This is a genomic window from Alcanivorax sp. DSM 26293 (assembly GCF_900107995.1).
Lineage (GTDB): Bacteria > Pseudomonadota > Gammaproteobacteria > Pseudomonadales > Alcanivoracaceae > Alcanivorax.
Genome location: NZ_FNUM01000006.1, coordinates 21,866 through 47,535 on the forward strand (window position 1 = coordinate 21,866; position 25,670 = coordinate 47,535).

Genomic DNA, 25,670 nt, shown 5'->3' on the forward strand with positions numbered 1-25,670 from the left:
TAAACGGATACAGATTTCAGCTTATAGCAACGCCTGGACGAAGCGTAGCACCACCGCGACCAGCAACAGGGCGACGCCGGCCCGTTGCCACTTGAATTCACTCGCAGTGAGTGTCATTTCCCGCCGCCAGAACATCAGCAGCCCGCGGGTGTCCCGGGTCCGTAGCCAGTAACGCAGGTAGGCATACAGCACGATGCAGAGACCGGCGATCAAGGCCACTTTTTCGGCGTAGAGCATATTCCTCTCCATTATCTCTTCCGCAACCCGTTGGCGCCTTCCTGGCAAAGCGCCAACTTAATTCATCACGGGTCTCTGCAGCTGCAGGTACATCAACGCCGCCGTCACCGCATCGCCGCGGGCGGTGTGCCGCTCCATGACCGGTACCTGCAAGGCGTCGGCCATGGCATCGAAGTGCAGGTCCGGCTCCAGTTCCGGTTTCCAGTGACGCATTTTTTTCTGATACAGGCTGGACAGCTCGATAGTGGCATTGGGCAGATCGAAGCCCAACAGAGGGCGCAGGTAACGGTTGATCATGGCCACGTCGAAATCCACGCACCAGCCCACCAGGGGGCGATTGCCAATCACGTCCAGCAGCTGCTCCAGCGCCGCGACCACGGATTCGCCCTCCTCCAGATCGACCGGCCGCAAACGATGAATACGAATGGAACTGCCTTCCAGACTGTCCGGCGCTTGCAGTTTGATATCCAGCGCCTGGCTGCTCAGCACCCGCCCCTGCTTCACCGGCACCGCCGCGATGGAAACCAGCTCCGCATGGCGGCTGTCCAGCCCGGTGGTTTCACAGTCGATGGCCATCACCTCATCGCCCTGATAGGGCATAAAAAGATGGGCAAAGGGCCCCTGCCCGTGACGATGTCGATCGGTATAACGTCGCCAGTGCCTCAGCATGCCTTTTATCCTCCTGCCTGCACCCATGGCTATTCTCAGTACTCCAGATGGAAACGACGGGACAGGCGCTGTTTAAAATCACTGACCAGATGCAGGGCATCCCGGAGCAGGTCTCGCTCCAGGGATGACAGCCGCTGCACCACGATATGGTTGTCGGGTATGTTCATGGCATCACCATGCAGATGTTCGAGCTGATGATTCAGGCGCAGCTCACTGAACAGCTCCATGGCTTCCCCCAGGTCCTCGGCAAAGCCAGGCTCCAACACTTTCATCGCCACCAGCTTTTCCAGCCGGGCCAGGGTGGAGGTTTCTGCGATGCGGTGCTGCAAGGCCAGGGCACGCACACCATGAACCACCGGAAACAATGCCCCTTTCTTGATATCGATACCGTGCTGGGGCTTTTTCAGGGAACCGAACAGGTTCAATGGCGTGGCGAATTGCAGGATCGGCCGGGCAAAGTGGGCCATGAAAAGATCATCATCGCTGCAACGGTCGAACAGTGCCGTGCGCACGCTATCCAGCAAGCGGTTATCCCCGGCCACGCAATGGGCGTCCACCAGGGTGGTAATGCGGATCAGTCCCTCGCCACCCACATCCGCCGCCCAGCCATGGATGCGTCGCTGCCACTGACTCAGGCTACCCACCCACTCCGGGTTGGACACCATCACCTTGCCTGGACAGGGGGGATAGCCCAGGGTCAGCAGGGTTTCAGAAAAACGCCGGGCATCGGTTTCGCAGCGGAGCCAGTGTTGATCATCCGCCAGGATCAGACCATTGTCCTGGTCGGTTTTCAGGATCTGCTCCCCGCGCCCTTCACTGCCCATGATGATCAGGCAGGCCTGGTGCTGTTCAGGCGGCACCACCATGGCAAACGCCTTGGCCATGATGCGCCCGTTAAGGGCAGCCAGAAGCTCCATGGCAAAGCGCATTTTCACGCCCTGGGCCATCAGCGCTTCCACCAGTTCCGGCAACCGTTCACTGGCAAGCCGTAACTCGTCCAGGGATTCGGCCTTCTCGATTTCCAGACCCACCACATAGGAGCGGCTGGAAAAGAAACTGAGCACATCGGTGAGCTCCACCACCCCCACCGCCTGCTCGCCCGCCATCACTACCACCCGTGCCACCTTGTGGCGGGTCATGCTTGTCAGCGCGGTGAACAGATAATCGTCCGGGCGAACGGTGACAAGTTGCCGCTCTGCCGCCGCGTCCAGCGGGGTATCGGCACTTTGCTCGTTGAGCACCAGGGCGGTCAGCAGATCGGTTTTGGTGACAATGGCAAAGCCGTCATCACTGTGGATCAGCACGCTGTCCACACCATGTTGCTTGAGCGCCGTCACCGCATCCCGCAGGGTACCGTCGGCGGCCATGACCAGCGGCTCGCGCATGCACTGATCCACCCGCGCCAGCATGAACCCGGCCAGGGTGACACCCCCTTCCCGTCGCTCCGCCAGGCGCTGGCTTTTTTCCGCCAGGCTCTGGCGAAAGAAGCGGCCGAACTCCGGCTCACTGTCGCATAACTCCAGAAACAGGGCTGCGGGAATCAGATGGCAGAGGGTCTGTTGCTCTGCGCGAAAACGGTAACGGCTTTTGCCATTGAGCACACTGATGGCACCGAACAGATCCCCGGCAGCATACACCCCCACCTGGCTGCGCCCATCCGGAGCCTTCACATCCAGCTCTGCCACGCTGCCCTTGTGAACCACATAGACATAGTCGCTGGGACTGGCCGCCTCGAGAATAATGTCACCGGGCTCGTAATAGGACAGATCCGTGCCCTGATGCAGGCGATGTCGGCCTGCTGTTCCCAGCAGGCTGAACGGATACTGGTCGAGTTCCTGTTCAATCATGGCGGCGGACCGGTTAGTGAAAAGGTGAAAGTTCAAAGCGTAAAAGCGCGGAGATGGCGCAGCAGGAACAGAAATGCTCTGCCCGCTTTTCAACTTTAAACTTTCAACTTTTCACTCTCCTCTCTTCTTTCAGAAAGCGCAAAACCGGTGCGGACTGACTGTTTCCACACCGGCTTGGCTCAACGTCTTTCTTTAGTGCGCCACAGCTTCACCGGCACCACGCGGAACACGGATGTCCTCCACGATATGCTGGATATGCTCCGGCGGCGGTGCCGTCACCCGGGAAACAGCAAAGGCCACGGCAAAGTTCAGCAGCATGCCGACGGTACCAATACCCTCCGGAGAGACACCCAGCAGCCAGTGCTCGGCGCTGTTCAGCTCCGGGGACACGAACTTGAAATAGACGATATAGGAGAAGGTAAAGGCAAGCCCGGTAAGCATGCCGGCAATGGCCCCTTCCTTGTTCATGCGCTTGTAGAAGATACCCATCAGGATGACCGGGAAGAAGCTCGCCGCTGCCAACCCGAAGGCGAAGGCCACCACCTGGGCCACAAAGCCCGGCGGATTGATGCCGAAGTAGCCGGCGATACAAATCGCCACCACCGCTGCGCCACGGGCCGCCAACAATTCCTGCTTCTCGGTAATATCCGGCTTCAGGGTTTTCTTCAGCAAGTCATGGGAAATGGCACTGGAAATTACCAGCAACAGACCTGCTGCAGTGGATAGCGCCGCAGCCACCCCACCGGCCGCCACCAGGGCGATGACCCAGGCTGGCAAATTGCCGATTTCCGGGTTTGCCAACACGATAATATCGCGATCGATATACACTTCCGCATCGTTATCGCTGGGTGCATTGGTGAGTACACGCTCGCCATAGGCACCGGTTACTTCTGCACGGCTGCCGGCGAAAGTGGGCTTGCCTTCAAAGGCTGCGCCGGCACTCATCTGCACTGCGCCATCACCGTTCTTGTCCATCCAGCCGATCAGCCCGGAGTTTTCCCAGTTATAGAACCATTCCGGCAGTTCCTCATACTGGGTCTGGTGAACCGTATCAATCAGGTTAAGCCGGGCAAAGGCACCCACCGCCGGAGCCGAGGTGTACAGCAGGGCGATGAAGAACAGCGCCCAACCGGCACTGATACGGGCATCCTTTACCCGAGGCACGGTAAAGAAGCGCACGATCACGTGGGGCAAACCGGCGGTACCACACATCAGTGCAGCCGCGATAAAGAACACGTCAACCGTGGATTTGGAACCATCGGTGTAGGCCGTAAAGCCCAGATCGGTGACCACCTGATCCAGCTTGTGAAGAAGATAGACACCGGAATCGTTACCGGCCGCGTCCAGCACGGTGGCACCGAAACCGGTCTGCGGCAGCACATGGCCAGTCATCATGATGGACAGGAAGACCGCCGGCACCAGGAAAGCAAAGATCAACACGCAATACTGGGCCACCTGGGTGTAGGTAATCCCTTTCATCCCGCCCAGCACCGCGTAGAAGAAAACGATGGCCATACCGATCACCACACCGGTATTGACATTCACTTCCAGGAAACGGGCAAACACGATACCGGTACCACGCATCTGCCCGGCCACGTAGGTGAAAGAAACGAAGATCACGCAGATCACTGCCACGGTCCGTGCCACATTGGAGTAGTAGCGGTCACCGATAAAATCCGGCACCGTAAATTTGCCGAATTTTCGCAGATAGGGCGCCAGCAACATGGCCAGCAATACGTAACCGCCAGTCCACCCCATCAGGTAGACCGATGCATCGTAACCGGCGTAGGCAATGATCCCCGCCATGGAAATAAACGAAGCGGCGGACATCCAGTCCGCTGCCGTTGCTGCGCCGTTGGCAATGGGAGACACCCCACCACCGGCCACATAAAAGTCTTTGGTTGATCCGGCTCGCGACCAGATCGCAATCCCGATGTAAAGCGCAAAGGAACCGCCCACAAAGAGATAGGTGAGTGTTTGAACATCCATAATCTTACCCCTCTCAGTCTTCGTGGACGTCGAATTTACGATCCAGCTTGTTCATGGATCGCGCATACATGATGATCAGCACCAGGAACACATAGATGGCTCCCTGCTGCGCAAACCAGAAACCCAGCTTGAATCCGAAAAACTGTATCTGATTGAGTTCATCCACCAGCAGGATTCCGCAGCCATAGGAGACGGCGAACCAGACAGCCAGGTAGGTCAAAATCAATCGCAGGTTGGCAGCCCAATAGGCGCGGGCATTTTCTTCTTTCATTACTCGTCCCTCTGCGTCCTCGTTGTAGCGGGCTATCCGCAATATCGGGATAGGCTCGCTATCAAGACTAGCCAAAGGGCATCGGCGGCACAGTATGACTTTAGTCGAAGCCCGGAAAGACAGAGGGGATGGGGAGGAGACAAGGCTGACGGGAAAATCCGTGGGCACGACCGGGACTTTGCGACAGACCGCCATCTATCGCGGCGGTTTCCCTGTCAGAATGGTACTTATGCGTTAAAATGCGCCCCTGGTCCGGAACGGCCTTTCAACAGAACAACAGTGGATGTCCCATGAAAATTGCGCGATGGATGATCGGCGCCCTTCTGGTAGCAGCGATAGCTATCATTGTGTCTTTCCAGCTATCCCCCTCCCGGGATCACTGGCCTGTTGCCGAGCCGCATCCCCCGGCCCAACCCGGTGACGTGACCCTGACCTTCCTTGGTACCAGCACCGTACTGATCAGCGACGGCACCACCCACCTGCTCACCGATGGCTACTTTTCCCGGGTCAGCATCCCCCAGCTTTTTGGTCTGATCGAGCCGAACCCGGAACGTATCGACAACGCACTCAAACAGGCAGGTATCCGTAAACTGGATGCCATCCCGGTACTGCACACCCATTTCGACCATGCCATGGATTCCCCCCTGGTGGCGCAACGGACCGGCGCCCAGCTGTTGGGATCCGCGTCCACCGCCATGGTGGGGCGCGGTGGCGGCTTACCGGAAGCGCGCATCACCACGGTGCAGACTCACCACCCCTATCGATTCGGGGACTTCACACTCTACTTCGTTCCTGCCGGCCACGTGCCCTTGCCACAAGCCATTGAAAACTGGACCGGCAAGGGAGAGGTCACCGAACCGGTGATCCCGCCAGCCCCCCTGGGCGCCTGGGAAGAAGGCACCAGCTACGGACTGGTCGTCAGCCATCCGGCGGGAACCCTGCTGATTCAGGGAAGTGCAGGCATGCAGCCCGGGGAACTGGATCGCTACCAGGCCGACTATGCGCTATTGGCCAGCGCCAGCCTGGGCAAACAGAGTGAGGCCTATCAACAGGCATTTATGGAAGAAACCGCTCAGGCGGTGGGAGCGCACACGGTGATCCCCGTGCACTGGGATGATTTTTTCGCGGAACTGCGTGACGATGTGGCACCACTGCCCTGGGCCATGGACAACCTGGATGCATCGTTCCGTGCCATGGCGGATCGTCACGACGGTGATTTTTTCGTGCTGCCGCCGTTCCAGCCGTTTACGCTGACACCGCCTGCTGCGCCGCCGACAGAAACGGGGCCATAGCCAGGGGGTCGGATTCCCGCTTGATCTGCTCCAGCAACGCCCCGGCCTGGGGCCACTGCCGACGCAGGTAGCTCAGCCACTGCTTGACCCGCCCCGCCACCTGGGCATCGGTCCCGGTGCCGATCACATCGGCCAGGAACCGGCTCAGCACCGGCGGGATATCCTCCCAACGCGTGGCGCGACCATCCCGCAAGGCACTGACCAGCCACGGGTCTGCCACCGCTCCACGGCCTATCATCAAATCGACACAACCGCTTTCCTGCTGGCAGCGCCGGGCATCCTCCGGCGTCCAGATTTCCCCATTGGCGATAACCGGTATCGATACCACCTGGCGGATGTGCCCAATGCGATCCCAGTAGGCCGGCGGGCGGTAACCCTGACGCTTGGTCCGGCCGTGCACCGTCAACCAGGCCGCGCCCGCGGCTTCCACCCCTCGCGCATTGTCCAACGCCAGCGCATCTTCTTCATTACCCAGCCGCATCTTCACAGAGACGGTAATGGAGGGAGGTACTGCGCGACGCACGGCGGCGGTCACTGCGTGCACCAGCTCCGGGTCGTCCAACAACACTGCCCCACCGCGATGGCGGTTCACCGTTTTCGCCGGGCAACCGAAATTCAGATCGATGGCCGGCGCCCCCAGCTCCACCGCCCGGGCCGCATTCTCTGCCACACAAGCAGGGTCAGAGCCCAGCAATTGCAAATGCACAGGGGTTCCCGCCCGGGTGCGCGAGCCATTCTTCAGCTCCGGGCACCAGCGATAGAACACCTTGGGTGGCAGTAACAGCCCGCTGACGCGGACAAATTCGCTGACACACCAATCGTAATGACCCACATCGGTGAGGGCCTGGCGAACCCAGAAGTCCGCCAGGCCCTCCATGGGCGCAAGTATGAGTTTCATGGCGGCGATTCTAGCAGAAAGGCACCCCGACACGCCGTGATGATTTCTTGCCAACCCCCCGCGCGGCCCCGCGTTGCGCGCTGCACCAGCGGCTTCCATACCGCGAAAACCGCTTTACGGAACCCACCACATGGCTCCGCCACAGGCATTATCCGGAAATCACAAACGCGACCCGGTTTCTTGCACTTCGGTTTCTCCTTTGCCAAGGTAAACCACGATGTCCGTAAAAAATGGAAGAGTTTGCGAACATTGTTTGCGGGAAATTTCCGTCAACCAGATAGTGAGGGTACACCATGACCATTCGATCACTCGCAGGCGCCGTCGCGGCCACGGTGATGATGGCGACACTGGCAGCATGCAGCGATAACGCTGATGAACCCGCCGCCAGCGCCGAGCCACAGGGACAGAACTGGCGCTATGCCCACGAAGAATACGAAGGTGATGTGCAGGATGTGTTCGCCTACAAATTCAAGGAATATATCGAGGAAAACTCGGCGCATACTGTCCAGATTCACCGTTTTGGCGAGCTCGGTGAATCCGATGACATCATGGAACTGACCCAGGCGGGCGTACTGCAATTCGTCAACCAGTCACCGGGCTTTACCGGTTCCCTGATCCCGGAAGCACAAATTTTCTTTATCCCCTACCTGCTGCCGGTGGAGTCTGAAAAGGTGGTTACTTTCTTTGAAGAAAGCAAGGCCATCAACGAGATGTTTCCCAAACTCTACGCCGAACAGGGTCTGGAACTGCTGACCATGTATCCCGAGGGGGAAGTGGTCATCACCGCCGACGAACCGATCACCTCGCCGGAAGATTTGCAGGGCAAGAACATCCGCACCATGACCAACCCCTTGCTTTCCGAGACCTATCAGGCCTTCGGAGCCACACCGACGCCCCTGCCCTGGGGGGAAGTGTATGGCGCCCTGCAGACCAATATTATCCAGGGGCAGGAAAACCCTATTTTCTGGATCCAGTCCGGCGGGCTTTATGAAGTCTCCCCGAATCTTATCTTCACCGGTCATAACCAGTTCACCACCGCCATGATGGCAAACCAGGAATTCTTCAATGGCCTGTCGGAAGAGGACAAGGCACTGGTACATGACGCCACTGAGCATGCTTTTGATCATATCGCCAATTACGTACCCGGCCTTGGCGAAAAAATGCTCGACAAGATTCTTGAAGACAGCGACGAGGTCACCGTTACCCGCCTCACCAAGGAACAGCGCCAGGCATTCCGGGAGCGTGCGCCACAGGTGGAGGAGCGCTTCGTGGAGATGACCGGCGAGAGCGGCGCCAAGCTGCTTGAGCAGTTCAAGGCCGATCTTCAAGCCATAGAAAGCGAATAGACAGGGAATGACTCGCCGGGGCCTGCACCTGTATGGGCGGCCCCGGCAACATCTCTCTCCGGAGCCCTGAATAACGCAAAAATGATTTCACGGGTTTCCCCGGCCAAACCCGCACCACGACCAGCCGGGGTACGGATCAGGATGATCCGTTAAACCGGCCATTGCAGAAGGATGCAATCATGAACGATGAGGCTCCCTCTCCACAGAAATCCTCCCTGCCCGGGTTTCTCGGCACCCTCGACAACGGCATCGCCAAAGTCGAAGCCATCATCCTTGCCACCGGGGTCCTGCTCATGGCCATCAATACGGTGGCAAACGTGGTCGGCCGTTTTCTGCTCGGTGAAAGCCTGCATTTTTCCGAAGAGGTCAACCGCATCCTGATCGTCATGATCACGTTCGCCGGACTGGGCTATGCAGCCCGCCATGGCCGGCATATCCGCATGTCTGCCATCTACGACATCTTCCCCACAAACATCCGTCGGCTGATGATGATTCTGATCAGTTTCGTCACCTCAGCAATCATGTTTTTCCTGTGCTGGTACTCGGTCAGCTACATCCATTCCGTGTACAGCACCGGTCGGGTACTACCGACCCTGGGTTTCCCCATTTACCTGATTTATCTCTGGGTGCCGGTCGGCCTCACGGTCACCGGTATTCAGTACTTCATGGCCGGGATAAAGAATATCTTCTCTCGAGACGTTTATCTGTCCACCACCGTGCTGGATGGTTATGACGAGCAGGAAACGGAGATCTGACGAATGATGGCCTGGATCATGTTTCTCGTCATGCTGGCGCTGTTGCTGTTCGGGTTTCCGATGATGGTGCCGCTGATTGTCGGCGCCGTTGTTGGCTTCGTGATGATGTTCGACGGCTTCGACAGAATGGACTTCTTTATTCAGCAAATGCTGGCCGGCATTCGTCCCACCGCCCTGATAGCGGTTCCCATGTTCATTCTCGCCGCCGACATCATGACACGCGGTCAGTCGGCCAATCGTCTGGTCAACATGGTGATGGCCTTTATCGGCCATATCAAAGGCGGCCTGGCGGTCAGCACCGCGGCCTCCTGCACGCTGTTTGGCGCGGTTTCCGGTTCCACTCAGGCCACGGTTGTGGCTGTGGGCTCACCGCTCCGACCGCGGATGCTGGAATCGGGTTACAAGGATTCCTTTACCCTGGCGTTGATTATCAATGCCAGCGACATTGCCTTTCTGATCCCGCCCAGCATCGGCATGATTATTTACGGTGTCATTACCGGCACCTCCATTGCCGAATTGTTCATCGCCGGGATCGGTCCGGGCCTGCTGATTCTGCTGCTTTTTTCCATCTATTGTGTGATCTACGCCCACACCCAGAACGTGCCCACAGAAGCGAAAGCCGGCTGGGGGGAACGCCTTTCTTCAGTACGCATGGCGCTCTGGCCTCTGGGTTTTCCGGTCATCATTGTCGGAGGGATTTATGGCGGCATTTTCAGTCCCACGGAAGCCGCTGCGGCCTGCGTCCTGTATGCGGTGATACTGGAGTTCGTTATTTTTCGCTCTCTCAAGGCCATGGATATCTATGCCATCGCCAAATCCACGGGCCTGATCACCGCAGTGGTATTTATCCTGGTAGCGGTGGGCAACGGTTTTTCCTGGATTATTTCCTTTGCCCAGATTCCGCAAACCATTCTCGGCACGTTGGGTATCAATGAAGCCGGTCCGATCGGTGTCCTCACTGCTATCGCGGTGGCTTTCTTTATCGCCTGCATGTTCGTGGACCCCATCGTGGTCATTCTGGTTCTTACCCCGATCTTTGCGCCCGCCGTGGCATCTGCGGGACTGGACCCGGTACATGTGGGAATCCTGATCACCATGATGGTGGCCGTCGGCTCGGCCACGCCACCTTTCGGTTGCGACATTTTCACCGCCATCGCCATTTTCAAGCGGCCTTACTGGGAAGTCATCAAGGGAACGCCACCCTTTGTGGCAATGCTGCTGGGTGCCACTGTGCTGGTCATCTTTTTCCCGCAAATTGCCCTGTTTCTACGTGACCTTTTCTTCCTCTGATCAGGCACCGGACAACGACCCGCAAGGAGGCAGGTATGTATCAACGAATTCTCGTCCCCGTCGATGGCTCACAGGGCGCACTCAACGCCCTTGAACATGCCGCCAGGTTGCAGCAGGACAATGATGCGCAGCTGCTTCTGCTTTGCGTTTTCAAACACCACAGCCTCTTCGAGGCATCCCTTTCCATGGTTCGCCCCAATGATGTGCAGCTGCCGGATGATGCGCTAAAGGAGTACGCGTCTTCGGTGGCAGATCAGGCCAAACAGCTGGCCACGAAGGCCGGCGCCCGAAATGTACGGGCCTTCGTCAAGGGAGGCAGACCATCCCGGGCCATTATCCGTTTTGCCAAAGACAACAATGTGGATCTGATTGTGATGGGCTCACGGGGCACCAGCGGCGATGTGGACGGTTACTTTCTGGGCAGTGTCTCCCAGCGAGTGGCCAGCCTGGCCTCCTGCCCGGTACTGATTGTCTGAATCTGAAATAAAAGGGAGATCAAGGATGAAACACCCACATACCCTGCCGCTGAGCGCGGCCTTGCTCGCGGCCATGGCAGCCATGCCGGCCCATGCAGAGTTGACTGTCACCCCCTATGGTTCGTTACGCATTCAGGCCGAAGCGGTCTCGGTGGATGAGGCGCAACCGGGCGAAGACGATTCCTACACGGGACTGCGTGATGCCTATTCCCGGCTTGGCGTTAACGCCAGCTACAATGACTTCGACAACGTGGATATCACCGCCACACTGGAGTTCCCGATCAACTCCGCCCGCCTGCGTGCCGAGGATCCCACTTTCTTCCAGGAGCTTTACAAGGAAGACAACAACAGCATGCCCCGCGTCGCCACGATTTCTGCGGCCCATGATCAATACGGCAGCGTCACCGTGGGCACCCAGTGGCTGGCCTACTACAACAATGTGGCTTACCCGGTGGATTTCTTCAGTTCGTTCTACTCCGGCTACGCGACCCAGTCCGCCTTTCGCCGTGACGCCCTGACCTATACCTCGCCAAGCCTGGCCGGCATCACCGCCACCGTATCCGGGGTGGATATGACCGACGAAGCCGGCACCCGCTACCTGGACACCATGCAATACGCGCTGTCCTGGTCGCTGGACAAGCTGACACTGGCAGCGGCCTTTCAGGACACCGAACAGGACTCCGGCGACCGCGCGGATCAGGTGGGCGCTTCAGCCACCTACACCACCGGTCCCTGGCGTTTCGCGGCCAAGGTGGAACAGCTGTTGTCCCACAGCAGTGTCAGTGAGGATCCGGATCCGGTCACCTACAACCTGTATGGTTCCTACAGCTGGAACAAGTACACCTTCAAGGCCATGTATGCCCAGGGAGAGGAAAGCGATGGTGAAGGCGAAGCCTTTTTCCAGGGGGATTCCGTCCATGTGGGGGTGGACTACCAGCACACCGAGGCACTCAAGTTGTTTGCCGAATATTTCTATGAAGAGCTGGGCTACGCGATCTACACCCCTAACTCGGACAGCTTTAACCCCCTGGCCGGTTATCAGGTGCAAAGCGACGGACAGGTCTTTACGGTGGGGCTGCGCTACGATTTCTGAATGGCGTCCCGCCGCGTTGTACCGTGCGGCCGCAAACACCACGGGCCCGGGCCGATCGGTCGGGCCTGTGAGGTGCTGAATTTCAGGAAATCACTCGCTTCGTTGGCGCGGAAAAGGATCCCGCCGGTGACGCGCAGACGAGACGCCATAGCTTAGGAGATCAGAGGAAGAAGCGGTCTACGGCCTCCGGCGGGTCTTTCACTATAAGCAGCCTCCCGCCGGCACCGGAACCCCCTGGTTAGAACCATTTGGAATCAATCTCTCACGGCTTCTGAAAATCCCGATTTCTTCCTTCGTTATCAGATACTTGCAAATGATCAAAAAAATAGAACAGTGCTCCCCCTGCTCCCCGCAGATCGGTAGATAGCAATTGATTCACCACCGCCTGTGCATTACTGTTCCCGCCGGATGCACTGACCCGGACCCCCCAAATCGCTTGTCCAACTGCTATCATCGCACCGATGAATAGCTCAGCGCGTATTTGGTGACATACTCAGGCTAGGAGAGACCCATGGCAAAGCAGGCAGCCCCCGCGCTGGAAACCTCACTGGACAATCTGGAATCCCTGGTGGAACGGATGGAATCCGGTGACCTGACGCTGGAAGAGTCCCTGAAAGCCTTTGAAGAAGGGGTTCGCCTTTCCCGTGAGTGCCAGCAGGCCCTGCAGCAGGCCGAGCAAAAGGTGCGCATTCTGCTGGAACAGAACACTGACGCCGAACCGGCTCCCTTTGCCGGTGAAGACAATGGCCAGTAACTTCCCCGCCCTGGACCAGCTGGGAGAAACCAGCCGGGCCCGCCTGGAGCAGGCACTGGATACCTTCGTGCCCGCCATCAGCGCCGCCCCGCGGCTGAGCCAGGCCATGCGCTATGCGGCTCTCAGCGGCGGCAAGCGCATTCGCCCCCTACTGGTCTATGGCGCTGCCCAGCTGGCCGGCGCCGAACCCGGCAAAGCTGACGTGCCCGCCGCCGCGGTGGAGCTGATCCATGCCTATTCGCTGGTCCACGATGACCTGCCGGCCATGGACGACGATGACCTGCGCCGGGGCCAGCCCACGTGCCATAAGGCCTTTGACGAGGCCACTGCCATTCTGGCCGGCGATACCCTGCATACCCGCGCCTTCGAATTGCTCGCCAGCGGGGGGCATTATCGTGCCGAAACCCGCATCGCCATGATCCGCCACCTGTGCTTGGCAGCAGGCGTGGACGGCATGGCCGCCGGCCAGATGCAGGACATGCTCGCCCAGGGCCAACAGCAGACGGTGGCAGAACTGGAAGAAATGCACTACCTCAAGACCGGCCGGCTGATCACTGCCAGCCTGCAGCTGGGCTACTTCGCCGCCGAAGCGGATGATGCCGCACTGTTCGACGACCTGAACCGGTTTGGCGACGCCATCGGTCTGGCCTTCCAGATCCAGGACGATATTCTCGATATCACGGCCGGCACCGAACAGCTGGGTAAACCCTCCGGGTCCGATCAAAAGCTGCAGAAAAGCACCTTCCCCTCCCTGCTTGGCCTGGCACAGAGCCAGCAACGGGCCCGGGAGCTTTGCCAGCAGGCGCAACAAACCCTGGCCGGCTATGGAGAAAGCGCCCAACCTTTGCAACAATTGGCACAATACATCATCTCCCGCGATCACTGACGCCTGACGCCCGGTGAAGGTATACTAGGCACTCATTTCGCCGTGCATTTCAGGCTGCATATCTCTATGCCCAAGACATTTACGCAAATTCCGTTGACTCGCCCGGCCACGCCGCTGCTGGACACCCTGACCAGCCCCGCCGAGCTACGACGGCTACCTGCCACCCGGCTGGAGCAGGTAGTCGACGAACTGCGTGAATACCTGCTTTACGCTGTGGGCCAGTGTGGCGGTCACTTCGGTGCCGGCCTGGGCGTGGTGGAACTGACCGTGGCGCTCCACTATCTGTACAACACCCCGGATGACCGGCTGGTATGGGATGTGGGCCACCAGTGCTATCCGCACAAGATCCTTACCGGGCGCCGCGAAGGCATCACCAGCATCCGTCAGCAGGACGGCCTGTCCGGTTTTCCCAAGCGCAGCGAATCCGAGTACGACACCTTTGGCGTGGGCCACTCCTCCACCTCCATCAGTGCCGCCCTGGGCATGGCACTGGGGGCAGAAATGGCAGGCAGTGACCGCCGTGCCGTGGCCATTATCGGTGACGGCGCCATGACCGCCGGCCAGGCTTTCGAAGCCATGAGCCATGCGGCCCATACCCGCTCCAACCTGCTGGTGATCCTCAACGACAACAACATGTCGATTTCCCACAATGTGGGCGGCCTGTCCAACTACTTCGCGCGCATCTGGGCCAGCAAGAGCTACATCGCCCTGCGCGAAGGGGGCAAAAAAGTGCTCTCCACCATGCCGGCGGCCTGGGATTTTATTCGCCGCACCGAAGAGAGCATGAAAAACATGGTCAGCCCGGACATGCTGTTCGAGGCCATCGGCTTCAATTACATCGGCCCCATCGACGGCCACAATGTGGACGAGCTGGTCCGTACCCTGGGTAACATGCGCGCCCTGGAGGGCCCCCAGTTACTCCATATCTACACCACCAAGGGCAAGGGCTTCGCCCCGGCGGAAGCGGACCCGGTGGGCTACCACGCCATCAACAAGATCGAACCCAAACCCAAGGTCCAGGTGGCCGTCCCCAGTCAGCCCAAAAAACCCAAGTACCAGGATATCTTTGGCCAGTGGCTGTGCGACATGGCCGCGCAGGACAAGCGACTGGTGGGCATTACCCCGGCCATGTGCGAAGGCTCCGGCATGGTGGAATTCAGCCGGCGTTTCCCGGATCGCTTTCATGATGTGGCCATCTGCGAACAACACGCAGTGACCCTGGCCGGCGGCCTGGCCTGCGAAAACCAGAAACCGGTGGTGGCGATCTACTCCACCTTCCTGCAGCGCGGCTATGACCAACTGATCCACGACGTGGCCCTGCAGGACCTGGATGTGACCTTTGCTCTGGATCGGGCCGGACTGGTCGGTGAGGACGGCGCCACCCATGGCGGCGTGTTTGACCTGGCCTACCTGCGCACGGTCCCCAACATGATCATCGCCGCACCCTCCGACGAGAATGAGTGCCGGCAGTTACTGAGTAGCGCCTACCAGCACGAAGGCCCGGCGGCGGTGCGCTACCCCCGCGGTACCGGCCCCGGTGTCGCGATTGAAAAACCGCTGGACAACCTGCCCATTGGCCAGGCACGTACCCTGCGCGACGGCCAGCAGGTAGCCATCCTGGCCTTTGGCGCCCTCACCCCCGCAGCACTGGACGCCGGGAAAGCCCTGAATGCCACCGTGCTGGACATGCGCTGGGTAAAACCGCTTGATCGTGACGCCATCCTCAAGGCCACCGCCAGTCATACCCTGCTGGTGACCGTGGAAGACCATCAGCGTATGGGCGGTGCCGGCTCGGCAGTGAATGAATTGCTCCACGAGGAGGGGCTGCTGGTCGATGTGCTCAATCTGGCGCTGCCCGATCACTTCATCCACCACGGCAAACGGGATGCATTGCTGGCCCAGGCCGGCCTGGATGCCGAAGGGATCGAGACGCAAATCCGCGCGCGCCTGAGCGAACAGCAACGGCTGCGCGAAGCGCGCTGATTCCCGCAGCAAGCCGTCTTACCGTGTGTGTGCCCCGAGGAAAATCTTCCCGGAATTTTCTCTGATAGCGCTGCGAACGAGGGGCGGAATGAAAGGCGGTGCCGGGATCCTGTACGGTACACCGAGAAGGCACCCTGCTTCTGGGTCTTACAACCCTTTGTCATCCTTGACCAACCGCACTTTGGGCGGCGGCTCATACAGTCGCCAGGTATCGCGGCCACTTTGTTTGGCTTGATAAAGAGCCCGGTCCGCCGCATCCAGCAACGCCCGGGGAGTCTGGTTGGGCGTCGGCACCAGCACGGCCACGCCAATACTGACCGTCACCTCATCGGTGCCGGGATTTTGGCTATGGGGCAGTGCCAAAGCCCTTACCGACCGGCATACCCTCGCGGCCAGCTGTTGTGCCTCGGTGTCGCCGATGCCCGGATACAGCATGACAAATTCTTCCCCGCCGAAACGCGCCACCACGTCACCGCCACGCCGGCCGTGACGGCGCAATTCATTGGACAGCTGCTGCAGACACCGGTCGCCCTGCAAATGCCCGTAGTGGTCGTTGTAGGCTTTGAAACAGTCCACATCCACCAGCATGAGAGTCAAGGTCTGCTTGTCACGCTGGCAGCGTCGCCATTCACGATCCAGGGCCTCGTCAAAGGAGCGCCGATTGGCCAGCCCGGTCAGGCTGTCCTCCCGGCTCAGACGGTGCAGACGTTCCGCCAGGGCCTGGGTGCGCTGTTGTTGGCGCAGCAGTTGCCGCTGGTTGAAAAACAGCAGCCGATCCCGCACCTCGCTGGTATAGCACAGAAACATGCCCAACAGATTCACCCCGGTATAGGTACGGTGTGTCATCTGCCAATCGACGCCCTGACCGAAGCGTTCCGACAACCACCAGCCCAATAGCCCGCCCCCCCAGCAAGCTGCCACCGCCACCGGGAAACGCAACCCCACCATGGCGTAGACAATCACCAGGGCATAGATCACCGACACATGGGCAAGCTGAACGGCAACGGGTCCGTTGATAAAGCCGGGAATGGCCATGGACACCGCCACGGCAAGAAAACTGCCCAGCCCCGCATACCAGGGAAAATAACGATTCAGCGCCGACACCTGGGCCAGACCACCCGCCACCAGCACAATGACGCCCACCCAGGTATACGTGGCCAGCCAGCGGCCACGCACGGCTTCCGGCGCCAGCGCGTAGATACCGGTGATCAACAGGACGTAAAGCAGAAGGATATAGAAGGCATTGACCCGGAAACCTTCCACGGCTTCCCGGCACTGATAGTCACGGTATTCGGTTTCCAGGCGCCGGGGAAAGCGTAACCAGCGCACCCCCGGCACCACCACCCGCCTGGAACGGGGATCGGTATCCGACATGGCAAATCCCTGCCTGCGGTTGGTCAGTTATTATTCGTTCAGGCTAAAAGTTAACACTGCGCGGCGCCATCCTTTTCGCGCCAGCGGTAGTGACAAAACGATATTAGGGAGGAATCCGGACAATGCAACAGCACGTGGATGCCGGGCGATCTGTGGTCTGCGATGGTCAGCCCTCGACTCAGGTAAACCACTGCGGCAAATAGGCAATCAGTAATTGCACCACCACCGCCGCATACACCCCGGCCAACAGGTCATCCACCATGATCCCCAAGCCGCCGTCCACGCGACGGTCCAGCCAGCCAATGGGCCAGGGCTTGATGATGTCGAACACCCGGAAAGCGACAAACCCTGCCAGCGCCCCCCACCAGGTTACCGGTACCGCAATCATGGTGATCAGCAAGCCGGCAATTTCATCCCAGACAATGCCCGGGTGATCATGCACATGCATGTCGTGGGAGGTTTTGCCGCACAGGAATGGCCCCACCGCGATCACCAGCGCTGTCACCAGCAAATAACCCCACAGAGGCAATTGGGCACACAGCCACCAGATAGGCATGGCCGCCAGGGTGCCAAAGGTACCCGGCGCAATGGGCGCCAACCCGGAACCAAAGCCGAAGGCAAGAAAGTGAACCGGGTTTGTCATCTTCGGGCGTTTCAGTTCCATCGACAATTCTCTTTCATTATGACGTAGCGTGCACTGAGCCGAAGGCGAACTGCACCATCAGACGTTGGGCCGGTGCAGTTCGCTTAGGCTCAGTGCACCCTACTCCAACTCTACGTTATCAAAAGTGCTGCCAGCCGCTGGCTTGCAACGTGGTTATTGTTCCATCCGGGGCTGCCAGTCGCAGGCCCTGCTGCTGCTCCACCGTCCCCAGACAATAGCAGCCCGGCGGCAGGCTTTCCTGTTCCGGCAAGGTAAAGAGCAGCAGATAATCATCACCACCCTGGAGCTGCAAGCGGCGCTGCTCCTGCTCGCTGCAACCGGCCAGCAACGCTGAATGCAACGGCAAGGCGTCTTCCTGCAAGCAGGCCCCCAGATCACCGGATGCGGCCAGGATGTGCCCCAGATCCGCCAGCACCCCGTCAGAAATATCAATGCACGCGGTGGCGCGGCCACGCAGGGCCAATCCCAGACTGAGCTGCGGAGAGGGGCGCCGGAAGTGATCAATGGCAGCACCGCTGCGCTTGCCCTGCTGCCATTGCTGCAGCCCCAGCAGCCCGGCGCCGGTCACCCCACCCACACAGATGCGATCGCCAACCTGCGCGCCATCACGGCGCAGGGCCTGCCCCGGTGGCACCGCGCCAGTGGCCTGAATGGAAACGGACAGCGGCCCCCGGGTCACATCCCCGCCCACCAGGGAAATACCGGCACGGTCCGCCAGCGCAAACAGGCCATCGGCAAACCCGGCCAGCCAGGCATCATCCACATCGGGCAGGGTCAGCGAGAGCAGGAACCAGAGAGGATCCGCGCCCATGGCCGCCAGGTCCGACAGGTTCACTGCCAGGCAGCGGTAGCCCACATCCGCGGCATCCATGTCGGCGGGAAAATGGCGACCTTCCAGGCTGGTGTCCTGGGTCATCACCAATTGCTGGCCAGCGGGAGGAATCAGAATCGCGGCATCATCACCGGGGCCGAGCACCACGCCGGCATCCTGCCCGTGGTGGCCATGGCGATGAAAATAGCGCCGGATCAGGGAAAACTCATCCAGCGTGTGCGACGTGGGAGAAGCTGTCATGGGAGAAGCATAGCGCGCAGGCGGCCCTGCGCGCACCCGCTCAATCGCGGAAAGGACGTTCGGATGCTTCCTGGTAGCGCAGCTTGCGCGCCAGCTTGTCGAGTACGCCGTTGACGTACTTGAAGGAATCGTCGGCACCGAACACCTTGGCCAGTTCGATACCTTCGTTGATCACCACGCGGTAGGGCACATCCAGCCGCTCTTTGAGCTCGAAGGCGCCCAGCCGCAGGATCGCTTTCTCGATCTGGGAGAGCTCTTCCACCCGACGATCGAGAAAAGGCGTCAGCAGCTCGTCCAGCTCTTTCACCTGGGCCGGTACCCCGTGCAGCAGGTCATGGAAGTACTCACGATCTGCCTTGGCAAAATCCTGGTTGGCCAGGAACTGGGCTTCGATGTCGCTCACGGCGGCACCGGCCAGCTGCCACTGATACAGGGCCTGCATGGTGAATCGGCGCGCCTTGCGGCGGGCACTGGGTGTAGAAGGATTGTTCATGCTGCCTCAACGTCAGGAAGTGGTGCGGGACGCCTGCGCCCCGCGCCGCGTCCCGAATAATTACAGTGCCTTAAACAGGGAAACCATTTCCAGCGCGCTCATGGCCGCTTCGGCCCCCTTGTTTCCGGCCTTGGTACCGGAACGTTCGATGGCCTGTTCGATGGTATCCACGGTCAGCACACCGAAGACCACCGGCACACCAGTGGCATTCTGCACACCGGCAATGCCCTTGGCGGCTTCGCCGGCCACATATTCAAAGTGGGCGGTGCCGCCACGAATCACCGCACCCAGGGTAATCACCGCGTCGTAGTCACGCTTTTCGATGATCTTCTTCACCGCCACCGGCAATTCCCAGGCACCGGGGACCCGGATGATCTCGATGTCATCCGCGCTTACGCCGTGACGCACCAGTGCATCCACCGCGCCTTCCAGCAGGGCTTCCACCACAAAACTGTTGAAACGGGCCACGACGATGCCGTAACGACCGCCCACATTGTTCAGAGTGCCTTCCAGGGTTTTGATGTTTTGCATGCTTGCCTTCCTGTCAGTGCCGGTGGCGCAAGGCGACCGACGCAGTATTTAACGTGCCGTCGAACGTCCGATCTCAGACGTTCGACTCGCTTAACTATCCGCTTCCACGTACTCGGTGATTTCCAGATCGAAGCCACTGAGCGCGTTGAACTTCATCGGCGAGCTGAGCAGGCGCATCTTGCGCACGCCCAGGGCCTTGAGGATTTGGGAGCCGGTGCCGATATTCCGGTAGGCACGGGATTCACCCTTGGGCTTGGCGGCGGTGCCGCCAAAGAAACTCTCCAGGCGCTCCACGGTATCCTGGGATTCATAATCCTGGCCGAGAATAATCACCACACCGGCATCGGCCTCGGAAACGGCTTCCAGCACCCGATGCATGTTCCAGCCGGTACGACCATTCATCTTGGCGCTCATCAGATCCCGCAACGGGTCCACCTGGTGCACCCGAACCGTCACTTCCCTGTCTTCGCTGATCTCGCCTTTTACCAGTGCCACATGGGTGAGCCCGTCCACGGTGTCGCGGAAAGCCACCAGACGAAAGTCGCCATACCAGGTATCCAGGGCATTATCAGATACCTGCTCAATGGTCTTCTCGTTCAGGGCGCGGTACTGAATCAGGTCCGCAATGGTGCCGATTTTCAGGTCATGTTCCTTGGCGAACACTTCCAGATCTTCCCGGCGAGCCATGGAGCCGTCTTCGTTCATCACCTCGCAGATCACCCCGGCAGGCTCGCAACCGGCCAGCATGGCCAGGTCACAGGACGCTTCGGTATGACCGGCGCGACGCAGCACGCCACCGGGCTCGGCCATCAACGGGAAGATGTGGCCAGGCTGAACAATGTCATAGGCGCGGGCATTGCGTGCCACGGCGGCCTGCACGGTGCGGGCGCGATCCGCGGCGGAAATACCGGTGGTGACGCCTTCACGGGCCTCGATGGACACGGTGAACTTGGTACCGAAACCACTGCCGTTGCTCTGCACCATCAACGGCAGCTCCAGCAGCTCGCAGCGCTCCCGGGACATGGGCATGCAGATCAGTCCACGGCCATACTTGGCCATGAAATTGATGGCCTCGGCGGTCACATGCTCGGCGGCCATGACCAGATCACCCTCGTTTTCCCGGTCTTCATCATCCATCAGGACAACCATCTTGCCCTGGCGAATGTCTTCGATCAGTTCTTCAATACTGTTGAGCTGCATAACTTCACTCGCTGTTGGAGTTGAAAGTTCAAAGTTTAAAGTTGAAAAGCGCGGGGTAGCTTGGCTGTTCAGCACTGCCGTGCCCGCGTTCACCTCGAATCGCGGCTGAGATGGTGGCAACCAACTCCCAGCACTGATCCGCGTTTTAACTTTCAACTTTTAACTTTCAACTGCCTTTCAAAAACCCGTTTTCGGCCAGAAATGCCATGGAGATACCGTCCGCATTCGGCTCGGCGGCCTTGTCGCCCAGCAACAGGCGCTCCAGATAGCGGGCTATGATATCAACTTCCAGGTTCACTGGCGTCCCCACCTGCCACTGACCAATGGTGGTCACATCCTGGGTATGGGGAATAATGTTCAGAGAGAACACCGCGCCCGCCACGCTGTTCACCGTCAGGCTGATGCCATCCACGGTAATGGAGCCCTTGTGGGCGATGTAGCGGGCCAGCTCCGCCGGAGCCTCGATATCAATGCGCACCGAGCGGGCATCCTGCTTCATCTGCACGATCTTGCCCAGGCCATCCACGTGGCCACTGACCAGGTGTCCGCCCAGCCGGGTGGTCGGTGTCAGTGCCTTTTCCAGGTTCACCCGGCTTCCCACAGCAATCTGCTTGAGAGAGGTCAACGACAGGGTTTCACCGGACACATCTGCCTCGAAAGCACCGCCGGGCAGGGCTGTGGCGGTCAGGCAGACGCCGTTGACGGCAATGGAGTCACCCAGCTGCACATCGGAAAAGTCCAGTGCGTCGCTCTTGATCAACAACGTCACGTCGCCCCCCTTGGGGGTCATGGCCGCGACCTGGCCCATGGCTTCAATAATGCCGGTAAACATGGAAATGCCTCTCGATTTCACACTGTAGGAGCTATGCTTGCATGGCGAACCAGCCGCTTCGCAAGCAAGTTCGCCATGCAAGCATAGCTCCTACAGCGGTGTCTGAATCACGCCGGAACCAGCGTCAGCCGCAGGTCATCACCGATCTGCCGCACATCCTGCCATTTCAGGGCCACCTTCTCGCTCATGCTGGCCAGCTGCGGCAACCCCAGCAGCGGGCGCGCCGATGAGCCCAGCAGGGCCGGCGCCATAAAGACGATCAGCTCGTCGAACAGCCCCTCGCGGACGAAGGCCCCGGCCAGCGTGGCGCCACATTCTACCAGTACTTCGTTGCATTCGCGCCGGTTCAGTTCGATCAGCAACTGTTTCAGGTCAATCCCGGACCCGGAGGCCGGCAGAAGCATCACCTCGGCCCCGGCGGATTCCAGGGCATTCTGCCGCCCCGGATGCTGCTCGCCGGCCACCAGCAGGCAATGGCCCGGGGCACTGACCACCGGCACATCCGGGGGCGTCTGCAGGGTGCGATCCAGAATCACCCGCAGGGGCTGGCGCACCCACTGGCCACCGGCCTGGCGATGATAATCGGCCCGCGTCCACTGGGCCGGGCGTACGGTATAAGAGGGACGATCAGCCAGCACCGTTCCCACCCCGGTAATCACCGCTGAACTGCGGGCGCGCAACCGCTGCACATCCTCTCGGGCCGCCGGGCCGGTAATCCACTGGGATTCGCCGCTGGCCATGGCCGTGCGGCCATCCACACTGGCGGCAATCTTGATACGGATAAAGGGTCGCTGGCGTGTCATGCGTGAAATAAAGCCCGGATTCAACGCCCGTGCGTCGCTCTCCAGCAACCCCGTTGCGGTGTCGATTCCCGCCGTGGCCAGTCTCGCCATGCCATTGCCCGCCACCTGGGGGTTGGGGTCTTCCATGGCGGCGATCACCCTGGCGACCCCGGCGTCCACCAGGGCATCCGCGCAAGGCCCGGTGCGCCCCATATGAGAACAGGGCTCCAGGGTCACATAGGCCGTGGCCCCGCGGGCCCGATCTCCCGCTGCGGCCAGGGCATGACGCTCCGCATGGGGCTCGCCGGCACGGGCATGAAAGCCTTCACCGACAATCTCTCCGTCGCGCACCAGCACACAGCCTACCCGGGGGTTGGGGTCAGTGGTGTACAACCCCTGCTCTGCCAACTGCAGGGCACGGGCCATATATTGATGATCCAGACGTGTAAACATGGCGAGCATTCTACTGGATGCCGGACTCCGGTGCCGCAACAAAGCGATCTGACTCTCCCACAAACTACCCCGCGCGGTGCCTGCACAGGCGAGCCGAAGCGGCGATAGCGTCAGCGAGAGGACGGAAACCCCGGGATATCCGCTGTTTGCATCATGGCGGCGAGGCAGCCGAATACTTCATTGGCAACAGAACCAAAAAGCCACCGCTCACCTCTTTGTGAACGATGGCTTCAGGGGCCCGGGAGCCGGAATGGCTAATCGTCTTTCTTGTCGCTTTTTCCGCGCAGGCGATCCACCTCTGCAGAAAACTCGGAAATATCCTGGAAGCTGCGGTACACGGACGCGAAGCGCACATAGGCCACATCGTCCAGTTGTTGCAACTCTTCCATCACGAACTCTCCCAGCTCCCGGGCCGGCAGCTCGCGCTCACCGGTGGCGCGCAAGCGGTGGCAAACACGACTGATCGCCGCCTCCAGATCCTCCATGCTCACCGGACGCTTCTCCAGCGCCCGCAACATCCCGGCCCGCAACTTGGCTTCGTCGAAAGGCTGACGGGTCCCATCAGACTTCACCAACCGCGGCATTACCAGCTCTGCCGTTTCAAAGGTGGTAAACCGCTCGTTGCAGCTGAGACACTCCCGCCGCCGACGCACCTGCCCGCCATCCGCGACCAGACGCGAATCGATCACTTTGGTGTCCTGGGCCGAACAAAACGGGCAATACATGGAAACCCCAGTTGACAGTTGATAGTTGACAATTGACAGCTAAAACCTTGAAACCCGATTATCTGCGAGTTTTGGTGGTTTTGATAATTGCCGTCAATATCTTCAGTAACTCTTTGGCGTCAGCCATAACCGACTGACCAGACGAAGGTTCCAAATAGCCGGACTCCGTCAACAACTCCAGCCAATATTCCGTTTCATTAGCCTCTTTCAGAGCGATAGACAACTTATGCACGAAGTCTGCACGACTCTCGGCCTGCTCAGCTTCCCTGACCAAGGCTCCAATTGCTGTTCCGCTGCGCAGCAATTGCTTACTTAATATGTATTCTCGTTTCTGCTCTTGCAGATACTGATAAACCTTTATCATCCGCAAAGCAAAAGCGCGGGATTTCTCCCGCGCTGCATACTTTCTCGTCATCCGTAACTCTACGTATTGTTTGCTTTTCGCTGTCAACTATCCACTGTCAACTGTCAACTCATCTTCTACCGCTCGTACACCGGCAACCGTGCACAAATCTCCTTCACCTTGCCCTTCACGGTCTCGATCACAGACTCATCGCCCATATTGTAGAGGATGTCGCAGATCCAGCCGGCCAGTTCTTTGGCGTCGGCTTCGCTGAAGCCGCGGCGGGTGATGGACGGGGAGCCGATGCGCAGGCCGGAGGTGACGAACGGGGAACGCGGGTCGTTGGGGACGGCGTTCTTGTTCACGGTGATGTTGGCGCGGCCCAGGGCGGCGTCCGCATCCTTACCGGTGATGTCCTGCTTGATCAGGCTGAGCAGGAACAGGTGGTTTTCGGTGCCATTGGAAACCACGTCGAAACCACGCTCGATGAAGACGCTGGCCATGGCCTGGGCGTTCTTCACTACCTGCTGCTGGTAGCCCTTGAAGTCCGCCTGCATGGCTTCCTTGAAGCAGATCGCCTTGGCGGCGATCACGTGCTCCAGCGGGCCACCCTGGCCACCGGGGAATACCGCAGAGTTGATCTTCTTCTGAATTTCTTCGTTGGCCTTGCCCATGATCAGGCCGCCACGGGGACCGCCCAGGGTCTTGTGGGTGGTGGTGGTGGTGATGTCGGCAATGCCCACCGGGCTCGGGTACACGCCCGCCGCTACCAGACCGGCCACGTGGGCCATGTCCACCAGCAGGATGGCGCCCACTTCGTCGGCGATATCCCGGAAACGCTGCCAGTCCACGACCTGGGAGTAGGCGGAGAAGCCGGCCACGATCATCTTCGGCTTGTGCTCACGGGCCAGGGCTTCCACCTGCTCGTAGTCGATCAGGCCGGTGTCATTGTCCAGGCCGTACTGCACCGCCTTGTAGGTCTTGCCGGAGAAGTTCGGCTTGGCGCCGTGGGTCAGGTGGCCACCGGCGTCCAGGCTCATACCCAGCACGGTGTCGCCCGGCTGCAGCATGGCCATGTAGACGGCGCCATTGGCCTGGGAACCGGAATGCGGCTGCACGTTGGCCCAATCGGCACCAAACAGCTCGCAGGCCCGGTCGATGGCCAATTGCTCGACCACGTCCACATTCTCACAACCGCCGTAGTAGCGCTTGCCCGGATAGCCTTCCGCGTATTTGTTGGTCAGCACGGACCCCTGGGCTTCCATGACCCGTGGAGACGCGTAGTTTTCAGAGGCAATCAGCTCGATATGCTCTTCCTGGCGGATTTCCTCGGCCTTGATGGCCGCCTGGATTTCCGGGTCAAACTCGGCGATGGACATGGATTTCGGGAACATGGGCTACCCTACGGAGTCATT

The 25,670-nt window shown here is 59.8% G+C and carries 26 protein-coding genes; 9 read left to right on the forward strand and 17 right to left on the reverse strand.

Features of this window, described 5'->3' with window-relative positions; all coding sequences use genetic code 11:
- Positions 1-21: 21 nt before the first annotated feature.
- The 5 genes from C4S63_RS11465 to C4S63_RS11485 all read right to left on the reverse strand — a co-directional run bounded on the left by C4S63_RS11465 (position 22) and on the right by C4S63_RS11485 (position 5,013).
- Positions 22-237 carry a hypothetical protein gene (locus C4S63_RS11465; protein ID WP_103917636.1) on the reverse strand — a complete coding sequence of 72 codons (216 nt, stop codon included), beginning with the start codon at positions 235-237 and terminating at the stop codon, positions 22-24.
- A gap of 57 nt (positions 238-294) precedes the next feature.
- On the reverse strand, positions 295-906 hold the full coding sequence (locus C4S63_RS11470) for a 3'-5' exonuclease (protein WP_103917637.1): 612 nt from the start codon (positions 904-906) through the stop codon (positions 295-297).
- Between the two features lie 35 nt (positions 907-941).
- Positions 942-2,753: a putative nucleotidyltransferase substrate binding domain-containing protein gene (locus C4S63_RS11475; RefSeq protein WP_103917638.1), complete on the reverse strand. Its 1,812-nt coding sequence runs from the start codon at positions 2,751-2,753 to the stop codon at positions 942-944.
- Between the two features lie 192 nt (positions 2,754-2,945).
- Complete coding sequence (locus C4S63_RS11480) at positions 2,946-4,742, reverse strand: sodium:solute symporter family protein (RefSeq protein ID WP_062815796.1); 1,797 nt, start codon at positions 4,740-4,742, stop codon at positions 2,946-2,948.
- 13 nt (positions 4,743-4,755) lie between these two features.
- On the reverse strand, positions 4,756-5,013 hold the full coding sequence (locus C4S63_RS11485) for a DUF4212 domain-containing protein (RefSeq protein ID WP_062815795.1): 258 nt from the start codon (positions 5,011-5,013) through the stop codon (positions 4,756-4,758).
- Between the two features lie 290 nt (positions 5,014-5,303).
- Here C4S63_RS11485 and C4S63_RS11490 point away from each other — a divergent pair, with 290 nt between their 5' ends.
- Positions 5,304-6,305, forward strand: a complete 1,002-nt coding sequence (locus C4S63_RS11490) for an MBL fold metallo-hydrolase (protein WP_062815794.1) — start codon at positions 5,304-5,306, stop codon at positions 6,303-6,305.
- On the opposite strand, the gene C4S63_RS11495 is transcribed toward C4S63_RS11490, so the two are convergent.
- A complete protein-coding gene (locus C4S63_RS11495) occupies positions 6,259-7,203 on the reverse strand; it encodes a tRNA-dihydrouridine synthase (protein WP_103917639.1) in 945 nt (314 codons plus the stop codon). The genes C4S63_RS11490 and C4S63_RS11495 overlap by 47 nt on opposite strands.
- Before the next feature lie 338 nt (positions 7,204-7,541).
- On the opposite strand from C4S63_RS11495, the gene dctP reads away from it, so the two are divergent.
- The 8 genes from dctP (at position 7,542) to dxs (ending at position 15,786) form a co-directional block, all read left to right on the forward strand.
- Positions 7,542-8,549, forward strand: coding sequence for a TRAP transporter substrate-binding protein DctP (dctP, locus tag C4S63_RS11500; protein WP_369798874.1), 1,008 nt, complete (start codon positions 7,542-7,544; stop codon positions 8,547-8,549).
- A gap of 179 nt (positions 8,550-8,728) precedes the next feature.
- On the forward strand, positions 8,729-9,304 hold the full coding sequence (locus tag C4S63_RS11505; protein ID WP_062815793.1) for a TRAP transporter small permease: 576 nt from the start codon (positions 8,729-8,731) through the stop codon (positions 9,302-9,304).
- Between the two features lie 6 nt (positions 9,305-9,310).
- Complete coding sequence (locus C4S63_RS11510; protein ID WP_103917779.1) at positions 9,311-10,594, forward strand: TRAP transporter large permease; 1,284 nt, start codon at positions 9,311-9,313, stop codon at positions 10,592-10,594.
- Between the two features lie 35 nt (positions 10,595-10,629).
- Complete coding sequence (locus C4S63_RS11515) at positions 10,630-11,070, forward strand: universal stress protein (protein ID WP_062815792.1); 441 nt, start codon at positions 10,630-10,632, stop codon at positions 11,068-11,070.
- Positions 11,071-11,095: 25 nt separating this feature from the next.
- Complete coding sequence (locus tag C4S63_RS11520; RefSeq protein ID WP_103917640.1) at positions 11,096-12,163, forward strand: porin; 1,068 nt, start codon at positions 11,096-11,098, stop codon at positions 12,161-12,163.
- A gap of 511 nt (positions 12,164-12,674) precedes the next feature.
- Positions 12,675-12,917 carry an exodeoxyribonuclease VII small subunit gene (locus C4S63_RS11525; protein ID WP_035244971.1) on the forward strand — a complete coding sequence of 81 codons (243 nt, stop codon included), beginning with the start codon at positions 12,675-12,677 and terminating at the stop codon, positions 12,915-12,917.
- On the forward strand, positions 12,907-13,803 hold the full coding sequence (locus tag C4S63_RS11530) for a polyprenyl synthetase family protein (protein WP_103917641.1): 897 nt from the start codon (positions 12,907-12,909) through the stop codon (positions 13,801-13,803). The genes C4S63_RS11525 and C4S63_RS11530 overlap by 11 nt, the downstream gene beginning before the upstream one ends.
- Before the next feature lie 66 nt (positions 13,804-13,869).
- Positions 13,870-15,786: a 1-deoxy-D-xylulose-5-phosphate synthase gene (gene dxs / locus C4S63_RS11535; protein ID WP_103917642.1), complete on the forward strand. Its 1,917-nt coding sequence runs from the start codon at positions 13,870-13,872 to the stop codon at positions 15,784-15,786.
- Positions 15,787-15,933: 147 nt separating this feature from the next.
- Here dxs and C4S63_RS11540 read toward each other — a convergent pair whose 3' ends face one another.
- From C4S63_RS11540 to glyA, 11 genes are all read right to left on the reverse strand, one after another.
- A complete protein-coding gene (locus C4S63_RS11540; RefSeq protein ID WP_103917643.1) occupies positions 15,934-17,160 on the reverse strand; it encodes a diguanylate cyclase in 1,227 nt (408 codons plus the stop codon).
- A gap of 178 nt (positions 17,161-17,338) precedes the next feature.
- The gene (locus C4S63_RS11545) at positions 17,339-17,824 is read right to left on the reverse strand and encodes a phosphatidylglycerophosphatase A (protein ID WP_103917644.1); all 486 of its coding nucleotides are present in this window, start codon (positions 17,822-17,824) and stop codon (positions 17,339-17,341) included.
- 118 nt (positions 17,825-17,942) lie between these two features.
- Positions 17,943-18,896 (reverse strand): thiamine-phosphate kinase, encoded by a 954-nt coding sequence (gene thiL, locus C4S63_RS11550; protein ID WP_103917645.1) that lies wholly within the window; start codon positions 18,894-18,896, stop codon positions 17,943-17,945.
- A gap of 40 nt (positions 18,897-18,936) precedes the next feature.
- Positions 18,937-19,389 carry a transcription antitermination factor NusB gene (gene nusB / locus C4S63_RS11555; protein WP_062815786.1) on the reverse strand — a complete coding sequence of 151 codons (453 nt, stop codon included), beginning with the start codon at positions 19,387-19,389 and terminating at the stop codon, positions 18,937-18,939.
- Positions 19,390-19,449: 60 nt separating this feature from the next.
- The gene (gene ribE / locus C4S63_RS11560) at positions 19,450-19,920 is read right to left on the reverse strand and encodes a 6,7-dimethyl-8-ribityllumazine synthase (RefSeq protein WP_062815785.1); all 471 of its coding nucleotides are present in this window, start codon (positions 19,918-19,920) and stop codon (positions 19,450-19,452) included.
- A 90-nt stretch (positions 19,921-20,010) separates the two neighbouring features.
- On the reverse strand, positions 20,011-21,120 hold the full coding sequence (ribBA, locus tag C4S63_RS11565) for a bifunctional 3,4-dihydroxy-2-butanone-4-phosphate synthase/GTP cyclohydrolase II (RefSeq protein ID WP_062815784.1): 1,110 nt from the start codon (positions 21,118-21,120) through the stop codon (positions 20,011-20,013).
- A 166-nt stretch (positions 21,121-21,286) separates the two neighbouring features.
- Complete coding sequence (locus tag C4S63_RS11570; RefSeq protein ID WP_103917646.1) at positions 21,287-21,952, reverse strand: riboflavin synthase; 666 nt, start codon at positions 21,950-21,952, stop codon at positions 21,287-21,289.
- Positions 21,953-22,059: 107 nt separating this feature from the next.
- Positions 22,060-23,187 (reverse strand): bifunctional diaminohydroxyphosphoribosylaminopyrimidine deaminase/5-amino-6-(5-phosphoribosylamino)uracil reductase RibD, encoded by a 1,128-nt coding sequence (gene ribD / locus C4S63_RS11575; protein WP_103917780.1) that lies wholly within the window; start codon positions 23,185-23,187, stop codon positions 22,060-22,062.
- 254 nt (positions 23,188-23,441) lie between these two features.
- A complete protein-coding gene (nrdR, locus tag C4S63_RS11580) occupies positions 23,442-23,912 on the reverse strand; it encodes a transcriptional regulator NrdR (RefSeq protein WP_063508988.1) in 471 nt (156 codons plus the stop codon).
- Between the two features lie 58 nt (positions 23,913-23,970).
- Entirely contained in the window at positions 23,971-24,327 is a 357-nt protein-coding gene (locus C4S63_RS11585) for a four helix bundle protein (protein ID WP_103917647.1), read from the reverse strand.
- A gap of 65 nt (positions 24,328-24,392) precedes the next feature.
- Positions 24,393-25,649 carry a serine hydroxymethyltransferase gene (gene glyA / locus C4S63_RS11590; protein ID WP_103917648.1) on the reverse strand — a complete coding sequence of 419 codons (1,257 nt, stop codon included), beginning with the start codon at positions 25,647-25,649 and terminating at the stop codon, positions 24,393-24,395.
- Between the last annotated feature and the right edge of the window lie 21 nt (positions 25,650-25,670).

Excerpts from the sequence above, each read along its gene's own strand:
- nrdR (WP_063508988.1), bottom strand. The coding sequence starts at position 23,912 with ATGTATTGCCCGTTTTGTTCGGCCCAGGACACCAAAGTGATCGATTCG.
- glyA (WP_103917648.1), bottom strand. The coding sequence starts at position 25,649 with ATGTTCCCGAAATCCATGTCCATCGCCGAGTTTGACCCGGAAATCCAG.
- C4S63_RS11515 (WP_062815792.1), top strand. The coding sequence starts at position 10,630 with ATGTATCAACGAATTCTCGTCCCCGTCGATGGCTCACAGGGCGCACTC.
- C4S63_RS11570 (WP_103917646.1), bottom strand. The coding sequence starts at position 21,952 with ATGTTTACCGGCATTATTGAAGCCATGGGCCAGGTCGCGGCCATGACC.
- C4S63_RS11495 (WP_103917639.1), bottom strand. The coding sequence starts at position 7,203 with ATGAAACTCATACTTGCGCCCATGGAGGGCCTGGCGGACTTCTGGGTT.
- dxs (WP_103917642.1), top strand. The coding sequence starts at position 13,870 with ATGCCCAAGACATTTACGCAAATTCCGTTGACTCGCCCGGCCACGCCG.
- C4S63_RS11485 (WP_062815795.1), bottom strand. The coding sequence starts at position 5,013 with ATGAAAGAAGAAAATGCCCGCGCCTATTGGGCTGCCAACCTGCGATTG.
- ribBA (WP_062815784.1), bottom strand. The coding sequence starts at position 21,120 with ATGCAGCTCAACAGTATTGAAGAACTGATCGAAGACATTCGCCAGGGC.
- ribE (WP_062815785.1), bottom strand. The coding sequence starts at position 19,920 with ATGCAAAACATCAAAACCCTGGAAGGCACTCTGAACAATGTGGGCGGT.
- nusB (WP_062815786.1), bottom strand. The coding sequence starts at position 19,389 with ATGAACAATCCTTCTACACCCAGTGCCCGCCGCAAGGCGCGCCGATTC.
- ribD (WP_103917780.1), bottom strand. The coding sequence starts at position 23,187 with ATGTTTACACGTCTGGATCATCAATATATGGCCCGTGCCCTGCAGTTG.
- dctP (WP_369798874.1), top strand. The coding sequence starts at position 7,542 with ATGGCGACACTGGCAGCATGCAGCGATAACGCTGATGAACCCGCCGCC.
- C4S63_RS11545 (WP_103917644.1), bottom strand. The coding sequence starts at position 17,824 with ATGGAACTGAAACGCCCGAAGATGACAAACCCGGTTCACTTTCTTGCC.
- C4S63_RS11490 (WP_062815794.1), top strand. The coding sequence starts at position 5,304 with ATGAAAATTGCGCGATGGATGATCGGCGCCCTTCTGGTAGCAGCGATA.
- C4S63_RS11510 (WP_103917779.1), top strand. The coding sequence starts at position 9,311 with ATGGCCTGGATCATGTTTCTCGTCATGCTGGCGCTGTTGCTGTTCGGG.
- thiL (WP_103917645.1), bottom strand. The coding sequence starts at position 18,896 with ATGACAGCTTCTCCCACGTCGCACACGCTGGATGAGTTTTCCCTGATC.
- C4S63_RS11540 (WP_103917643.1), bottom strand. The coding sequence starts at position 17,160 with ATGTCGGATACCGATCCCCGTTCCAGGCGGGTGGTGGTGCCGGGGGTG.
- C4S63_RS11520 (WP_103917640.1), top strand. The coding sequence starts at position 11,096 with ATGAAACACCCACATACCCTGCCGCTGAGCGCGGCCTTGCTCGCGGCC.
- C4S63_RS11585 (WP_103917647.1), bottom strand. The coding sequence starts at position 24,327 with ATGACGAGAAAGTATGCAGCGCGGGAGAAATCCCGCGCTTTTGCTTTG.
- C4S63_RS11525 (WP_035244971.1), top strand. The coding sequence starts at position 12,675 with ATGGCAAAGCAGGCAGCCCCCGCGCTGGAAACCTCACTGGACAATCTG.
- C4S63_RS11530 (WP_103917641.1), top strand. The coding sequence starts at position 12,907 with ATGGCCAGTAACTTCCCCGCCCTGGACCAGCTGGGAGAAACCAGCCGG.
- C4S63_RS11475 (WP_103917638.1), bottom strand. The coding sequence starts at position 2,753 with ATGATTGAACAGGAACTCGACCAGTATCCGTTCAGCCTGCTGGGAACA.
- C4S63_RS11480 (WP_062815796.1), bottom strand. The coding sequence starts at position 4,742 with ATGGATGTTCAAACACTCACCTATCTCTTTGTGGGCGGTTCCTTTGCG.
- C4S63_RS11465 (WP_103917636.1), bottom strand. The coding sequence starts at position 237 with ATGCTCTACGCCGAAAAAGTGGCCTTGATCGCCGGTCTCTGCATCGTG.
- C4S63_RS11505 (WP_062815793.1), top strand. The coding sequence starts at position 8,729 with ATGAACGATGAGGCTCCCTCTCCACAGAAATCCTCCCTGCCCGGGTTT.
- C4S63_RS11470 (WP_103917637.1), bottom strand. The coding sequence starts at position 906 with ATGCTGAGGCACTGGCGACGTTATACCGATCGACATCGTCACGGGCAG.